Source organism: Nonomuraea rhodomycinica (assembly GCF_013363995.1).
Classification (GTDB): domain Bacteria; phylum Actinomycetota; class Actinomycetes; order Streptosporangiales; family Streptosporangiaceae; genus Nonomuraea; species Nonomuraea rhodomycinica.
Genome location: NZ_JABWGO010000008.1, coordinates 177,070 through 193,474 on the forward strand (window position 1 = coordinate 177,070; position 16,405 = coordinate 193,474).

The 16,405-nt window shown below is 72.7% G+C and carries 11 protein-coding genes; 2 read left to right on the top strand and 9 right to left on the bottom strand.

Features of this window, described 5'->3' with window-relative positions; translation table 11 throughout:
* Positions 1–19 precede the first annotated feature (19 nt).
* The 3 genes from HT134_RS28995 to HT134_RS29005 all read right to left on the bottom strand — a co-directional run bounded on the left by HT134_RS28995 (position 20) and on the right by HT134_RS29005 (position 3,634).
* A complete protein-coding gene (locus tag HT134_RS28995) occupies positions 20–1,297 on the bottom strand; it encodes an acyltransferase family protein (RefSeq protein ID WP_217708514.1) in 1,278 nt (425 codons plus the stop codon).
* Complete coding sequence (locus HT134_RS29000; RefSeq protein ID WP_312888516.1) at positions 1,290–2,246, bottom strand: alpha/beta hydrolase; 957 nt, start codon at positions 2,244–2,246, stop codon at positions 1,290–1,292. Before HT134_RS29000 ends, HT134_RS28995 begins: the two co-directional genes overlap by 8 nt.
* Before the next feature lie 284 nt (positions 2,247–2,530).
* Complete coding sequence (locus HT134_RS29005; RefSeq protein WP_175603630.1) at positions 2,531–3,634, bottom strand: LacI family DNA-binding transcriptional regulator; 1,104 nt, start codon at positions 3,632–3,634, stop codon at positions 2,531–2,533.
* 177 nt (positions 3,635–3,811) lie between these two features.
* Between HT134_RS29005 and HT134_RS29010 the strand changes: the two genes are divergently transcribed.
* Positions 3,812–5,032 carry an ABC transporter ATP-binding protein gene (locus HT134_RS29010; protein ID WP_175603631.1) on the top strand — a complete coding sequence of 407 codons (1,221 nt, stop codon included), beginning with the start codon at positions 3,812–3,814 and terminating at the stop codon, positions 5,030–5,032.
* 188 nt (positions 5,033–5,220) lie between these two features.
* Here HT134_RS29010 and HT134_RS29015 read toward each other — a convergent pair whose 3' ends face one another.
* Entirely contained in the window at positions 5,221–5,985 is a 765-nt protein-coding gene (locus HT134_RS29015) for an SDR family NAD(P)-dependent oxidoreductase (protein ID WP_175603632.1), read from the bottom strand.
* Between the two features lie 172 nt (positions 5,986–6,157).
* Between HT134_RS29015 and HT134_RS29020 the strand changes: the two genes are divergently transcribed.
* Positions 6,158–7,189: an endonuclease/exonuclease/phosphatase family protein gene (locus tag HT134_RS29020; RefSeq protein ID WP_175603633.1), complete on the top strand. Its 1,032-nt coding sequence runs from the start codon at positions 6,158–6,160 to the stop codon at positions 7,187–7,189.
* Here HT134_RS29020 and HT134_RS29025 read toward each other — a convergent pair.
* The 5 genes from HT134_RS29025 to HT134_RS29045 form a co-directional block, all read right to left on the bottom strand.
* Positions 7,186–8,013 (bottom strand): MBL fold metallo-hydrolase, encoded by an 828-nt coding sequence (locus tag HT134_RS29025; RefSeq protein WP_175603634.1) that lies wholly within the window; start codon positions 8,011–8,013, stop codon positions 7,186–7,188. The two genes, HT134_RS29020 and HT134_RS29025, sit on opposite strands and share 4 nt — an antisense overlap.
* Positions 8,014–8,045: 32 nt before the next feature.
* A complete protein-coding gene (locus HT134_RS29030; RefSeq protein ID WP_246365806.1) occupies positions 8,046–9,293 on the bottom strand; it encodes an NAD(P)/FAD-dependent oxidoreductase in 1,248 nt (415 codons plus the stop codon).
* Between the two features lie 101 nt (positions 9,294–9,394).
* Positions 9,395–11,032 (bottom strand): aa3-type cytochrome oxidase subunit I, encoded by a 1,638-nt coding sequence (gene ctaD, locus HT134_RS29035; protein ID WP_175603823.1) that lies wholly within the window; start codon positions 11,030–11,032, stop codon positions 9,395–9,397.
* Between the two features lie 179 nt (positions 11,033–11,211).
* Complete coding sequence (locus HT134_RS29040) at positions 11,212–14,733, bottom strand: S8 family serine peptidase (RefSeq protein ID WP_175603636.1); 3,522 nt, start codon at positions 14,731–14,733, stop codon at positions 11,212–11,214.
* Positions 14,734–14,898: 165 nt separating this feature from the next.
* A complete protein-coding gene (locus tag HT134_RS29045; protein WP_175603637.1) occupies positions 14,899–16,398 on the bottom strand; it encodes an Ig domain-containing protein in 1,500 nt (499 codons plus the stop codon).
* Between the last annotated feature and the right edge of the window lie 7 nt (positions 16,399–16,405).

The window sequence follows — 16,405 nt, forward strand, 5'->3', positions numbered from 1 at the left end:
CCCGATCACCACGCCTACCCTAGACATTCCGGACCGCCTCCCCTCGGGCGAGGCCGGTTCCGGCGCTCTCGGACCGACCGCCGGACCCGGTTCCGGCACTCTCGGACCGACCGCCGGACCCGGTTCCGGCGCGCGCGAAGGAGCTCCGGTCACGGGCCGTCCGCGAAGAACCCCGCTCGTACGCGTGGAAGGCCGCCAGGCAGACCAGCAGCGCCAGCGCGAAGGCCGGCAGCCAGGCCAGCCGGGCCAGCAGCCAGCCCGCGTCCGCAGGGACCGTGTGCAGGCCGGGCACGGGCCGTCCGGCGAGCAGGCCGAGCGCCGTCACCGCCATCATGGCGGTCTGGTGCCAGAGGAACAGCGTCATCGCCGACAGGTTCACCAGCGCCACCACGGCCCAGGCGGCGGGCCGCCGCAGCACCCGTCCCAGCGGGTCGTACAGCAACCGGGCGGCCCCGCACTGCGCCAGGCCGAAGGCGACGGCGGCCAGCGTGGGCGGCGACAGGTTGGAGACCGGGGCGCCCGGCACGCCGACCATCGCGGCCGGATACCCCGCCCACAGCACGAGCCCGGCCGCCAGCGCCCCGCCACCGGCCAGCAGCGACCACCCGGCGGCGCGGGCGCGCGGGCCGTCCCAGGCAAAGGCCGCGCCCAGGCAGTACGGCACCAGCCAGCCCGCCGGCAGGTTGATCCAGCCGGCCCAGGCGGGCCCGTCGAGCCCGTACCGGACCAGATCGGCCAGCGCGACGACGGCCAGCGGCCACGCCGGGTGCATCCGGGCGGCGAGCGGGGTGGCGGCCGTCAGCGCGGCGTAGACCAGCAGGAACCACAGCGGTGAGAGCACCAGCCTGAAGAGCGCGTACACGGTCTGCTGCCCGGCGCCCAGGGCGAGCATCGTCACCGCCGCGACGCCCCACACGGCCAGCACGGGCACGACCGGGCGGGACAGCCGCGCCAGCCGGCCGCGCACCCACGAGCCGTAGCCCGCTCCCCCGGCCCGCGCGGCGGCGTACCCGCGTGCCGCGCTCCTGCCGCCCACCCAGAAGAACACCGCCAGCGTCTGCAGGGTCCAGGAGACGGGCGCCAGCCCGGGCTGGTACGACAGCGGGCTCGCGCCGCGCAGCGCGCCGCTGTCCAGGACGAGGGCGGTGACGAACCAGTGTCCGAGGACCACCCCCGCGATCGCCAGCGCGCGCAGCCCGTCGAGGGCCCGGTCGCGTCCCTCCGGCGTGCCCGCCTCGACCCGCCCCACCATGCCCTCGACCCGCCCTGCCGGGCGACGGACACCTGTGTCACGCATGTGCGCCCGCCTCCACCGGAGCCCCGCCCGACGCGATCGCCGCGAGGTTGGCGAGGGAGATCGTCCCCGCCTTGAGATAGTCGCTGTGCCCGCCGTCGCCCGCCGCGAAGGGCCGCGCGCCGAACTCCGGCGCGACCGGGTCGGTGCCGAAGCCCAGCGTGGCGAACGGCAGGACGATCCGGGTGTGCGGCACCCCCGCCACCCAGTCGCCGCCCGCGCGCCCGGCCCAGACGGTGGCGCGGGTGCGCAGGGCCGCGACGGAGTCGGCGCCCACGCCGGCGCTGCCGTACAGGACGATGTCCGTCACCTCCAGGCCCGGTGCGGCCCGTCCGCACACCACCGACCCGTAGGAGTGGCACAGCAGCGCGATCCCGGCGTCCGGCCTGAGGCGGCGCAGCGTGCGCACGAACCCCCGCAGGGCGTGCGCGCCCTCGGCGGCGCGGGCCGAGGTCAGCACCTCGGCGCTCAGCGTGGCCGGCGTCCGGTAGCCGAGCCACGCCAGCAGCGCCACCCTGCCGGGGAGCGCCGCCCGCAGCCGCGTGGCGCCGGCCAGCAGTCTCGCGTACGAGTCCAGGCCGGTGTCGGAACCCGGCACCAGCACGGCGATCCGTTCCGCCCGGGCCAGGTCACCGAAGACCTCCACCGTGCGACCGCCGTCGCGCCCGTCGAACGACAGGAACCGCCGGTCCGGGGCGGCCATCGCGCGCAGGTTCCCGGCCCGGCGGCGATGACCGGCGCGCTCGGCCGCCCGCCCGGCCGCCAGGATGTCCGCGCGGGTCGCGACGTAGCGCTCGTCGAGGGCGGCGGGCGTCGCGGAGCGCGGCGGCCGCACGGTCGCGGGGGCGGGGGCCGGGACGGCTTCCGGGCGGGCCGCGCCGGAGACCGGGACGGCCACCGCCGCGGCGACGAGCCCGGCCAGCAGGGCGCGTCGCAGGCGCGGCCCACTCACAGGGCGGCCCGCCGGCCCGCCCACTGAGCGACCGACTGGTCCGTCCACCGGCATGCCCACTGGGCGGGCTGTCGGGCGGTGACCGGGTCGGCCGGCCGCTTCCACCGTCGCCGGCGGGTCGCTTCGCCGGGACGGAGGCGGGTGGGGTCCCTGGGGCGGGGGTGCCATCGCTGTCGGTCCTTTCGAGCCGGAGATCGTTCCGGCACCGACGCTAGGGATCGCCCCTCGTGGTCATCGTCCCTCCGGAGAGCCCACTCGCGCGTAGCTCTCAGGTATGACGGCGGTCAGCGGAGGGGGCCGCAGCTCCCCCGGACGATCAGCTCCGTGGGCAGGACGACGGTGCGCGGGCGGCGGCCCGCGGTGCGCAGCACCAGTTCGCACGCCCGGTAGCCGATGTCGCGCCCCGGCTGGGCGATCACCGTGAGCGGGGGTGAGCACAGCTCCGCCCACGGCACGTCGTCGTACATGACCAGCGACACGTCGCGCGGCACCCGCAGGTCCAGCTCGCGGGCGGCCAGGACGGCGGCCTCCCCCAGCACGTTGCCGCCCGCCAGCACGGCCGTCAGGTCGGGGCGGCTCTGGAACAGGCCCGAGGCGGCGGCGTAGGCCGAGTCGCGGCTGCCCGTGGCGAACACGACGAGGTCGTCGTCCACCTGCGGGCCGACCGCCTCGCGGAACGCGGCCACGCGCCGGTCGTGTCCGGGGCCGCCGAGGAAGGCGATGCGCCGGTGGCCCAGGCCGCGCAGGTAGCGCACCGCCGTGCGGATGCCGGCCCGGTCGTCGGCCAGGACGGCGGGCACCCCGGTGGGCGGGACCGGCGGGACGGGCGGGGGCGGCGGGACGCCGTCGAGCAGCATGAGATCGGCCGTGGACGCGGACGCGGAACCGGACACGGGGCCGGGCGCGGAGCCGGACAGGGCGTCGCCGGGCCGCTCGGCGGGCAGCCGGTCGGCGAACACGACCGTCATGCCGGCCCGGGCGGCGGGCTCCCAGGTGTCGGCGCCGCCCGACGGCACGGCGATCACCCGGTCCACGCTCTGCTCCAGCAGCATGCCCACCAGCTCGGCCTCCTGCTCGGGGTCGTCGCCGGTGGAGCCGAGCACCACGGGCTCTCCCGCGGACCTGGCGCAGGCCAGCACGCCCTCGGCGAGCTGGCCGAAGAAGGTGTCGGTCAGGTCGGGGACGAGCAGGCCGATGCCGCCCGTACGGCGCTGGCGCAGGTTGCGGCCGAGCGCGCTCGGCCGGTAGTCGAGCTGGGCCGCGACGGCCAGCACGCGTTCCCGGGTGGCGGGGCTGGCCGACCCCCCGGACAGCACCCGGGACACCGTGGCCACGCCCACGCCCGCCGCCTCGGCGACGTCCTTGATGGTCGCCCGCTTCGCCTCCATGGAAACGATTCCATCATGGTTTCCACCGGACCGGAACCCCGCCCCTCCCGCAGAAGCCGCTCACCCGGCAACCCTTGACACCCCTGTCCGTTTCGGGTGAGATGCTTGAAAACGTATCCATGTGAGTGGACACCCGCACAACATCCGGGCCACCGCCCTGGACCGCGAAGGAATGGCATGGCATCCATCGTTCTGACCAATGTCGACAAGGTCTACGCCGGTGGCGTGAAGGCCGTGAACGGGCTCAACCTTGAGATCAAGGACGGCGAGTTCATGGTCCTGGTCGGCCCCTCCGGCTGTGGCAAGTCGACCGCGCTGCGGATGATCGCCGGTCTGGAGGACATCAGCGGCGGCGAGATCGCCATCGGCGACAAGGTGGTCAACCACCTGCCGCCGAAGGACCGCGACATCGCGATGGTCTTCCAGAACTACGCCCTCTACCCGCACATGACGGTCGAGGAGAACCTCGCCTTCGGCCTCAAGCTCCGCAAGATGCCCAAGCCGGAGATCCAGAAGCGGGTCAACGAGGCCGCCAAGATGCTGGGCCTGGAGACCTACCTCAAGCGCAAGCCGGCCGCCCTGTCCGGTGGTCAGCGCCAGCGTGTCGCCATGGGCCGCGCCATCGTCCGTGAGCCGCAGGCGTTCCTCATGGACGAGCCGCTGTCCAACCTGGACGCCAAGCTCCGCGTCTCCATGCGCGCCTCGCTCAACACGCTGCACGAGCGCCTCGGCGTCACCACCGTGTACGTCACCCACGACCAGGTCGAGGCCATGACCCTCGGCGACCGCGTCTGCGTTCTGCGCGACGGCCTGCTCCAGCAGGTGGACACCCCGCAGAACCTGTTCGACAAGCCGGTCAACCTCTTCGTCGCCGGCTTCATGGGCTCGCCGTCGATGAACTTCGTCACCGCCGAGCTGGTGCGCGGCGACGGCGGCGCGGCCGTGGCGTTCGCCGACATCAGGCTGCCGATCCCCGACTCGACGTTCACCGACAAGCCGGGCCTCGACAAGTTCATCGGCAAGAAGATCATCCTCGGTATCCGCCCGTCCGACTTCGAGGACGCGAGCGCGGCCGGCAACCACGCCAACGGCTGGGCCACGCTGCCCGTCAAGGCGGAGGTCACGGAGGAGCTCGGCTCCGAGATCAACGTGCTGTTCCTCATCGACGCCCCGCCGGTCGAGCACAAGGACACCGTCGCCGCCGCCGACCAGGGCGAGGACGACGAGGCGGCGCTGCCGCTGGTGGGCGACAAGTCGCTGTGGACGGCGCGCGTCAACGCCCGCAGCCACGTCCGTCCCGGCCAGAACATCGAGCTGGTCGTGGACACCCACAACCTGCACTTCTTCGACCCGGCCAGCGGCCTGGCGATCGGCCACGAGCAGAACCGCGGCCTGTGACGACATGAATCAAGGGTCCCGGCCGGCGCACTCCGGCCGGTGACCTCCCGAGGCGTCGGCCACGAGCCGCGCTCGTGACCGACCGGGCCCCCACCGCGACCCCCTCCCGCGGCGGGGGCCCATCCTTTCCGCCGGGAGGGTCAGCGGCCCTCGGGCCGGGAGGGTCAGCGGCCCTTCGGCCGGGAGGGTCAGCGGCGGCCCAGGCGGGCCGACACGGCGCCCGCGAGCCCGCGCGGCACGAACCTGCCGACGGCGACGATCGCCTTGTAGCGGGCGTCGGGCACCGACACCCGCCTGCCCAGTGCGAGATCGCGCATGGCCACGCGCGCCACCTCGTCGGCGTCGAGCCACAGGAACCCGGGGACACCGGACATGTCCATCGACGCCCGCTCGTGGAACTCGGTGCGCACGAAGCCGGGGCACAGCGCCATGACCCGCACCTTCGGCTCGTGGAGCTCGAGCGCGGTGGACTCGCTGAAGTTCACCACCCACGCCTTGGAGGCGCTGTAGGTGCCGCGGGTGAAGAAGGCGGCGACGGACGCCACGTTGATCACGCCGCCCCGGCCGCGCCGCCGCATGCCGGGCAGGACCGCCAGCGTCAGCCGCAGCACGGCCTCGCAGTGGACCTTGAGCATGCGCACCTCGTCCTCGACCGGCACGTCCAGGAACGCCCCGGGGTGGCCGAAGCCGGCGTTGTTGACCAGCAGGTCGATCGGGCGGCCGTCGTTCTCGCGCAGGCGTGACTCGACCCGGGCCAGCCCCTCCTCGGTGGCGAGGTCGGCGGGGAGCAGTTCGACGCTCACGCCGTACCTGAGCTTGAGCCGGTCGGCGCACTCGCCGAGCCGCTGCTCGTCACGGGCCACGAGGACGAGGCCGAAGCCGTCGGCGGCCAGCCGCCGGGCGAAGGCGGCGCCGATGCCGGCGGTCGCGCCGGTGATCAGTGCGGTAGGCATGCCAGCACCCTAACCCGTGGGGCGCGCGGCCCGGCTTCGCGCCCGGCCGCGTCCTGGCTGAGAGCTTTATCAGCGAACGTCCGGAGTTTCCGCAGGTCGGCGTGTGTCCGGCGCGGGCGGCTCCGGCGGGGGTGGCCGGGGCCGCCGGAGAGCGTCTAGGGTCTGCCCGGACATGTCACCATGGGTGAAGGCGGGCATCGAGGTGAGCAGCACGTCCGGCCGCCGGCAGGAGGCGGGCGACCGGTCCGGGGCGGCCCCCCGCAGGAGGCGCTGGCCCTCGTGGACCGTCGCCGGGTGCTTCGCCGTGTGGGCGCTGGAGCGGCTGGCCGGGGCGGAGCAGGGCTCGTTCGACATCCAGCTGATGACGCTGACGCCGTACGCGGTGGTGGTGACGGCGCTGCTGACGGTGCTGTTCCTCTTCCGGAACCGGCGGGCGGCGCTCGTCACGGCCGTGTCCTGCGCGACGCTGGCGGCGACGGTGGTCCCGCGGGCGGTCCCGCCCACGGCGCCCGTTCCCGTCGCGGCCTCGGGGCCGGTGCTGCGGGTCCTGACGATCAACCTGTTCGGCCGGGCGGACGCCGGCGCGGTGGTGCGGCTCGTCCGGGCCTACGACCCGGACGTCTTCAGCGCGCTGGAGCTCACCTACCGGGAGGCGGCCGCGCTCGACGCCGCCGGGCTGGGCGCGCTCCTGCCGTACCAGGTGCTCCAGGCCGACCTCGGCTCGACCGGCAGCGGCCTGTACGGCAAGCACCCGCTGACCGAGCTGACCGGGCTGTTCACCGCCATCGGGCACCACATGCCCGCGGCGACGATCACCCTGCCGGGCGGGACGACCGCGCAGGTGGTCGCCGTCCACCCGAACCCGCCGCTGGGCCGCCGCGCCGAGGAGTGGGACGCCTCCCTGGACGCGCTGCCGCCGCCCTCGCCGCGGGTGACGCGCGTGCTGGCCGGTGACTTCAACGCGAGCCTCGACCACCGCGCCTTCCGCGACCTGCTCGCCCGGGGCTACGTGGACGCGGCCGAGGAGACCGGCAAGGGGCTGGTGCCGACGTGGCCGAACGGGCGCGCGGTGCCGCCGTTCATCACGATCGACCATGTCCTGGTGGACCGGCGGGCGGCGGTGGCCCGCACGGAGATCGTGGACGTCCCGGGCACGGACCACCGCGGCGTCTTCGCCGAACTGCGTCTCCCGCCCGCCGCCTAGGTGCGCGCCGGGGCCGGTGGGCGGACCGGCAGGGTGTAGGTGTCGCCGCGGTCGAGGTGGACGACGCGGTCGGCGTGGCCGGAGCGCTCCATGTGCTCGCGGAAGTCGTCCAGGCCCGAGCTGAAGACCGTGTAGTCGTCGTAGTGGACGGGCAGCACCCGCCGGGGGCTGATCAGGTCCACCCAGTCGGCCCCCTGCCGGCCGTCCATGGTGACCATGAGCGCGCCGAGCAGCTTGGTGCCGCCCAGGTGGACGATGCCCACGTCCAGGTCGGGGAAGCGTCTGGGGATCTGGTGCAGGCGGCGGTCCATCAGGGTGTCGCCGCTGATGTGCAGGCGCAGGTCGACGCGGCCCTCGCGGCGGAACTCCAGCACGCTGCCCATCACCGGCGGCAGCAGCGCCTCGGCCGGGCCGGGGGCGTGCCGGGCCGGCACGGCGGTCACCGTGAGCGCGTCGGTGCCGTTGCGCAGCTGGTGCTCCTGCCAGGTCCTCAGGCCGACGGCCCGCTCGAAGCCCTGCTTCCTGAGCCGCCGGGCGGCGTGCGGCGTCGTGATGACGGGCGTGGCCTGGTCGAGGCCGGCGCGGGCCACGCGGTCCCAGTGGTCGCCGTGCAGGTGCGACAGGACGACCGCGTCCAGCGGCGGCAGGTCCTCCACCTCCATGGCCGGGTCGAGGAGGCGGCGCGAGGTGAGGCCGTAGCCGAGGTGGGCGCGCTGCCCGCGGTGCAGGAAGTTGGGGTCGGTGAGCAGGGTGAAGCCGTTGTACCGGATCAGGGTGGTGGCGTTGCCGATGAACAGCACGCTTCCACCGTCGGCCTTCCGCATGACGCGAACCCCCTCGTTGGCCGGGACGTGGGCTACTCCGCGACCGACGCGCGGCTCCTGCGCGGCCCGAAGTAACGCCAGAAGAAGTTGACCAGGACGCTGGTCCGGTTGCGCCCGCCGAGCAGGTAGGCGACGTGCAGGAAGATCCAGGCCAGCCAGGCGGGCAGGCCCCGGAAGGTGAAGCCGTTGGGGAGCTGCACGACGGCCGCGAACCGGCCGACGATCGCCATGATCCCGGGGTCGCGGTAGTGGAACGGCACGGTGGGACGTCCCGTCGCCGCGGCGACGATCTGCCGGCCGGCGTGCCTGCCCATCTGGATGGCGGGCTGGGCGAGCTGCGGCAGCGGCTCGGGCGGCAGCGCGAGGTCGCCGACGACGAACACCTCGGGATGCTCGCTCAGGTTCAGCCGTTCGGTGACGACGACCCGGCCGCCCTTGCCCTGGGGCAGGCCGCAGTCGGCGATCTCCTTGGGCGCGGTCACGCCGAGCGCCCACACGGTGACGTCGCTGTGCAGGCGAGTGCCGTCGGACAGCACGACGGCGTCCGGCTCGACCGAGGCGACGGTGGCGCCGAGGCGCAGCCGCACCTCGCGCTCGCGCAGGTCGCGCGCGGCGGCGTCGCGCAGGTGCGGCTTGTACGGCGCGAGCACGTAGTCGAACCGCTCGACCAGGGTGATGCTGGTCTGCTCGGGCCTGATCTCGGGGTAGGTCAGCGGGATCGTCCGCATGCGCAGCTCGGCCATGGAGCCCGCGATCTCGACGCCCGTCGCGCCGCCGCCGACGACCACCACGTGGGTGGTGGGCCGCTTGCCCATGGCGGTCTCCTCCAGGCAGGTCTGGAGCCGCTGGCGCAGCGCCTTGGCGTCGCGCACGGAGTACAGGGGCAGCGCGTTCTTCTCGGCGCCCTCGATGGACAGCCAGTTCGTGCTGACCCCGGTGCCCATGACGAGGTAGTCGTAGTCGAGGACGGCGCCGTCGGTCAGCTGCACCTGCTTCTGGTCGAGGAGCAGCTTGCCGAGGCCGGCGGGGTGCACGCGGACGGTGGGGTACTTCGCGGCGAAGGCGCGCAGCGGGTAGGTCACGTCGCCGGCGGCCATGGCGGCCGTCGCCACCTGGTACAGCAGCGGCTGGAAGGTGGTGTAGGGGTTGTGGTCGACGATCGTGACCCTGGCGCCGGCGCGGGCGAGCTCGCGGACGGCGCTGAGCCCGCCGAAGCCTCCGCCCACCACGACGACGTGCGGCGGTCTGCCCGTCCGCTTCTGCCGCATTGCGTCCATCATCACGAGGTGCCCCTTCCGGCGTGTCGGCCCACCCCGTGCATATGGCACCTCAGGCCGCCCTTAAACCACTTCATCCGCTTCCGCGCGGCTCCCGCGCCGGGTCAGGCGGCCTTGTCCAGGGGCTCGCGCGGGTAGTGCAGATCGAAGGCGGGCCGTTCGGAGCGGATGGGCGGCATGAACGTGAAGTTGTGCCGCGGCGGCGGGCAGGAGGTCGCCCATTCGAGCGAGTTGCCGAAGCCCCACGGGTCGTCCACCGTGATCCGCGGGGCCCGCCGGGCGGTCTTCCAGACGTTGTAGATGAACGGGAGCGTGGACAGGCCCAGCAGGAACGCGCCGAGCGAGGAGATCTGGTTCAGCGTGGTGAAGCCGTCGGCGGCGCTGTAGTCGGCGTAGCGGCGCGGGAACCCGGCGACCCCCAGCCAGTGCTGGATGAGGAACGTGGTGTGGAAGCCGATGAACAGCATCCAGAAGTGGACCAGGCCGAGCCGGTTGTCCAGCATGCGGCCGGTCATCTTGGGCCACCAGAAGTAGAAGCCGGCGAACATCGCGAAGACCACGGTGCCGAACACCACGTAGTGGAAGTGGGCCACCACGAAGTAGGTGTCGCTGATGTGGAAGTCCAGCGGCGGCGAGGCCAGGATGACCCCGGTCAGCCCGCCGAGCAGGAACGTCACGAGGAAGCCGATGGCGAACATCATCGGCGCGGCGAAACTCAGATGGCCGCGCCACATCGTGCCGATCCAGTTGAAGAACTTCACCCCGGTCGGCACCGCGATGAGGAACGTCATGAACGAGAAGAACGGCAGCAGCACCTGACCGGTCGGGAACATGTGGTGCGCCCACACGGTCATCGACAGGCCGGCGATCGCGATCGTCGCCCCCACCAGGCCGACGTAGCCGAACAGCGGCTTGCGGGAGAAGACCGGGATGACCTCGGTGATGATCCCGAAGAACGGCAGCGCGATGATGTAGACCTCGGGATGGCCGAAGAACCAGAACAGGTGCTGCCACAGGATCGGCCCGCCGTTGGCCGCGTCGTAGACGTGCGTGCCGAACTTCCGGTCGATCTCCAGCGCCAGCAGCGCGGCGGCCAACACCGGGAACGCCATGAGCACGAGCATGCTGGTCAGCAGCGTGTTCCAGGTGAAGATCGGCATGCGGAACATCGTCATGCCGGGCGCCCGCATGCAGATGATCGTGGTGATGAAGTTGACCGAGCCGAGGATCGTGCCGAGGCCGGACATCACCAGCCCCATGATCCAGAAGTCGCCGCCGATGCTGGGCGAGAAGGTGATCGACGACAGCGGCGTGTAGGCGAACCAGCCGAAGTCCGCCGCCCCGAGGGGCGCCACGAAGCTCCAGAGCGTGATCAGCCCGCCGAACAGGAACAGCCAGTACGCCACCGCGTTCAGCCGCGGGAACGCCACGTCCGGCGCGCCGATCTGCAGCGGCATGATGACGTTGGCGAACCCGGCGAACAGCGGCGTGGCGAACAGCAGCAGCATGATCACGCCGTGGTTGGTGAAGAGCTGGTTGTACTGCTGGGCCGTGACGACCTGGAGCCCCGGCTCGAACAGCTCGGCCCTGATGATCATCGCCATCACGCCGGCCACGAGGAAGAAGCCGAAGGACGTCATGAGGTAGAGATAGCCGATGACCTTGTGGTCGGTCGTGGACAGCCAGTTGGCGAGCACCGCGCCGGCGCGGCGCCGCTTGGCGGGGGCGAGCGGTGAGGTCATCGGCTCGCCGGTGGCCGGTTTCTGCGTCGTCACCGGGCCCTCCCCTGGGTCCTGTCCTGCGCGTAGCGCCTTCCCCCAGGGATACCCGGCACCGGGTCAAGGAAGGATCCGCTCCGGGTCAGGACTCGCCCCGCATCGGCGGGGCGAGTCGCGCCCGGCGCGTCAGGAACCGCCTGGTCTCAGGGGGTCGCCTTGTCCGGCCGCTCGGAGACGCGGACGGCGTTGACGATCGTGCTGCCCTCGCGGGTGGCGAAGCGGACGTTGAGCTGGCCGTCGGTGACCTTCACCGTGTACTGCCTGGTCACGGCCGTGTACGTGCCCGCCTCCAGCGCGAGGTCCAGGGCCGGGATGGCGAGCTGCCCCTCGGCCAGCACGTCGAAGACCCGCTTGCCGATGCCCGTCGACCTGATGTCGGCGAAGCCCAGCTCGACGGTGTAGGTGCCGGCGGGCACGCCGTCGAAGCGGTACTCCAGCACGCCCTCGCGCGCGGTGCGGAACAGCGCCTGGTCGTCGGTGCCCTTGATGGTCTTCGAGGTGGAGGCGGTGCGGTTGGCGGTGGCGACGTAGCCGTGGCCGCCCTGGGCGTACTTGCGGTCGGCCGTCCAGGAGTCGCCGGCGGCGTCGACCAGGCCCTTGCTCGCGCCCACGTCCACCGCGACCTGGTACTTCGGCACGACGACCGTCACCTTGACCTCGATGACCGGCTGCCGCCCGCTGGCCGACTTGATCACCAGCTTGCCGGAGCGGAGCGTGCCGGGCTGGACGCCGGCGCTGGAGGCCGTGACCTTGAGCGTGACCCGCTGGTCCTTGGCCAGGTCGCCGGCCGTGGGGGTGACGGCGAGCCAGCTCTGCGCCGGGTCGGCGGTGACGGTGTAGGCGGTGGGTGAGCCGAGGTTGGTCAGCTCGAAGGTGCGCGTCCGGGCGGCGTCGGCGGGCATCACCAGGGTGAGCTCGCCGACGGAGGAGCTGACCCGGCCGGTGACCAGGGCCGTGTCGATCCGGGTGATCGTGGCGGGGGCGATGGTGACGGGCTTGGTGAAGGTGCCGTAGTTCTCCTTGGCCACCTCGACCTGGTAGTCGCCGGCGAGCACCTGGCCGGAGAAGGCGCCGTCGGGGCCGGTGGTGAGGGTGGCCACGTCGCCGATCCGCACCGTGGCGCCGGGCAGCGGGTCGCCGTCGTTGGCGTCGGTGACGACGCCGATGACCAGGCCGTGCCGGCTGGCGGTGAAGGTGAGGCTCTGGCCGTCGGTGAGGGCCGGCTCCTCGTAGGAGTAGAGCAGGCCGTCGGCGCCGGTCGCGTTCTCGATGCCGATGGTGGCGCTGGTGCCCTGGTCGCGCTGGCTGTCGACGTCCTTGTACCGGTAGCTGACGGTGCCGTCCTCGCCGAGCAGCGCGGCGAAGGAGATGCGCTGCGCGGCGTCGTTGTAGTAGCGGACGTTGCGCCACTCGATCACGAACCGGCGGTGCGGCGCCGTGCCGGTGACGCCGGTGTAGACGCCGGCGCTCGCGTCCACGACCAGGTCGTCCCAGTACGGGTAGACGGCGTTGTTGGGCGTGCCGGTGGTGGGCAGCCGGCCGTTGCCGCCGCTGGTGACCTTGTCGGCGGCGAAGGTGGCCAGGCCGTTGGTGGCGATCCACGCCTTGGCCTGCCCCGTGCCGTAGAACGGGACCGGGAAGGGCAGCGTCACCTGCTGGGCCTCGTCGTCGCCGGTGAGGGCGAGCTTGTCGGTGCCCGCGACGTACGGCTCGGCGCCGGTGCGGCAGGTGTAGCCGAAGCCGTCGCCGCGCAGCCCCAGCTCGATGTCCTTGACGGTGTCGCCGGTCAGGCCGATGCCCACGGACGCGCCGCGGGAGCAGCGGCTGGAGGGCGTGACCGTGAGGGTGTGGTCGCCGTGCGGCAGGGTGAGCCGGTAGCGGCCGGCGGCGTCGGTGACCGTTCTGACCGGGGTGCCGGTCGCCTCGACCGTGGCCCCGGCCTCCGGCGTGCCGGCCGCGGTGACGGTGCCGGACACGACGGCGGAGGGCTGCTGGGCCATGGTGACGTCGGCCGTGGCGCTCTGGCCGGCGACGACGGCGGCGGCCCCGCTGCCCTTGGCGTAGCCGAACTTCTCGGCGGTGATCCGGTAGTCGCCGGGCAGCAGGCGCGGCACCGCGTACGTGCCGTCCTGGCCGGTCACGACGGTGCGGGTGACCGGGCCGGTGACGGTCACGGTGGCGCCCGCCACGGGGGCACCGCCCGAGGTCACGGTGCCGGTCAGGTCGCCGACGCCGTCGCGGGGCGCGAGCCGGACGGCGGCGTAGGCGTCGAGCCGGCCCTCGCCCCAGACGTTGTTGTCTGCGGCGGTGCCGCCGCAGGAGGTGTCGTCGACGTCGATCGCCGTGGAGTCCAGCAGCGGCCGGGTGGCCGCCACGTCGCCCTGGAGGGCGGGCGCGGCCGACCAGATGAGCGCCACGGTGGCCGCGACGTGCGGCGAGGCCATGGAGGTGCCGGTGTAGGAGTCGTAGCCGCCGCCGGGCACGGAGGAGCGCACGTTCACGGCGGGGGCCGCGATGTTCGGCTTGGTCTCGCCGTTCTCGCCCTCGCCCTTGCTGGAGCGGGCGTAGAGGGCGCCGTTGACGTCGAAGCCGCCGGCGCTGTAACTGTTCACGTACTGGCCGGGCGAGCCGCTGGTACGGCAGGCCGGGCCCTCGTTGCCGTTGGCGAAGGCCGGGAAGATGCCGGCCGCCACCCACGCGTCGACGGTCTCCTTGTACCAGGGGTCGAAGCCGTCGCCGCCCCAGGAGTTGTTGACGATGTCGGGCGCGAGGTCGGGCCGCGGGTTGCGGCCGGCCAGGTCGGTGGGGGCGAGGATCCACTGGCCGGCGGCGAGCAGGGAGGCGTCGGTGCAGGTGTTGACCTCGCAGCCCTTGGCGGCGATCCACCGGGCGCCGGGCGCGACGCCGATGCCGTTGGCGCCGACCATGGTGCCCATGACGTGGGTGCCGTGGCCGTTGTTGTCGCACGGCGCGGCGCTCGGGCAGACGTGGGCCGGGTCGAACCAGTTGTAGTCGTGGGTGTAGCTGCCGTCGGGGTTGCGTCCCCGGTAAGCGGCGGCCAGCTCGGGGTGGTCGAACTGGGCGCCGGAGTCGATGTGCGCGACGACGATGCCCTCGCCGCGGTCGCCCAGGTCGCTCCACACGCGCGGGGCGCCGACGCGGTCGATGTTCCACTCGACGGCCTTGACGCGCGCCTCGGCCTTGCCCGGGTCGGGCTTGGGGAGGGCGAGCGTGCGGACCGGCTCGATGCCGGTGACCTCGGGCAGCGCGGCGATCTCGGCGGCCAGCTTGGGCCCGGCGGTGACGCGGACGGCGTTGACGATCCAGTACGGGGTGTACTCGGCGTCCTGGGCGTCGAGGAGCTTGCGCAGGCCGGCCTGGGAGGTGGCGGCCTGCTCGGTCTTGGCCTCGAAGACCTGCTCGGCCTTGGCCTCCTTGGTCCTGGCCCTCCGGGCGGCGCTGAGGTCGGCCGCGCCCTTGAGGCGTACCCAGAAGGTGGACTTGCCGTCGGCGTCGAGGTCGGACCGGACGGCGGGGCTGATCTTGTCGGCGCCTGGCGCGGCGGCCGCGCCCGCCGCGGGCGCGCCGGCGCCCAGCGGCAGGACGAGGGTGAGAACGGCGATGATCCCGGTCAGGATCGCTCGCCGGCGGGGGGTGTTCGGCACACGCTCTCCTTCACGCCCGGCGGGGGCGGGCCCCCGCCGGGGTAGAGCTGATCTTTACGCCTACGCGTCGAGGGTGAAGAGATCGTGTCCGCTTTGCAAGGGTCCTGCCATTACAAGACCCGACATGTCATGAAATGTAATCTGGTCAGGGCGAATGTCAGCCTGCTAGCCGACGGTGAGCTTGTACTCCTTCGTTACCGGGGCGCTGAGCTTGTCGTAGTCCCTGAGCTGGACGGTGAAGGTGTACGCGCCCGCCTTGGCCGGGGTGCCGGCGAGCACGCCGGTGAACCGGTCGAGCGTGACCCCCTCGGGCAGTTCGCCGGCCGTCACCTGCCAGTCGTAGAACGGCACGCCGCCCTTGGCCGCCAGCCGCTGCCGGTACGGCTCGCCGGCGCTCGCCCGGCCGAGCGAGCCCGTCTCGATGGACGGCTTGAGGAACGGCGTGAGCTTCCGGTTGAGCTTCCAGCCGGCGTTCTCGGCGATCAGCAGCGACAGCTTGGTCAGCTCCCACCTCCTGGTCGGGAAGACGTGCCGCCAGCCGCCGCTCTGGCCGCTGATCCGGTCCCAGTACGGGTCGTCGCCGGGCACGTGGTAGCTGGAGTCGAGCGGCACCGGGTAGCCCTGGTAGTCGATGACGTCCTGGTCGTCGCGGCCCTTGCTCTCCACGTACTTCGCCATGCCCTCCCAGTCGCTGTGGAAGGCGACGGCGTGGCCGTACTCGTGCATGACCAGCCCCTGGACGTCGATGACCGAGCCGAGGTCGGTCTTGTACCAGTCCTCATCGCCCAGGGCGGTGAACAGCTTCATGAGCTGCTCGTCGTACTCCAGGATCATGCTGGTCGAGCGGTGGTACGGCGTGGGCTTGCCGTCCAGGGTGTGGAACTTGCCGTTGATCGTCGGGAAGCCGGTCGAGTACGGCGTCTGGATGCCGCGGAAGAACACGTACATCCCGTTGTACGGCTTGGCGTTGCTCGCCTCGACCTCGTTCTGCCAGTCGTCGCCCGGCAGCCGCGTGACCTCATCACCGGCCGGGACGGTGTCGAACGGCTTGAGGTCGAAGAAGGCGAACCAGTCGCGCACGGCCGTCTCGGCGGCCCTGCGCACACCGGGGTCGGAGAAGTACTTGGTGATGGTGTCGTAGCGGTAGTCGAAGTCGATCGGGATGGTGGGTTCCAGCTTCTTCTTCTCGTCCTGCTGGACCCGGATGGGCATGGTCTGGGTGACCGTCGCGCCGGTGGCGTCGGTCGTCCTCATGACCCACTTGTGCAGCTCGTCCTGGCCGGCGCCCTGCTTGGAGTGGATGGACAGCCGCACCACCTCGCGGTCGGCGGGACCGGTGAGGGTGAAGCTCTTGGTCGCCCCGGTCGCGGTCAGCTCGCTCGGCATGTTGAACATCAGCCGCGAGGTGCCCTCGGCCTTGAGGTCCACGGTCAGCGGGTAGGCGATGCCGGGGACCTTGGGCGCCCGCACGGTCAGCTCGATGTACGGGTTGGCCAGGTAGCCCTGCCAGTCCACGAGCTGCACGCCGTAGGTGGTGACGTCGCGGTAGAAGATGTCGAAGACGTCGAGGTCGGGAGCGGCCTGCCGGGCCGCGAGGCCGGGGCTGGGCACGGACAGTGTGCCCAGCAGCCCGGCCACCGCGGCGACGATGGCGGTCTTCCTCATGGAGTCC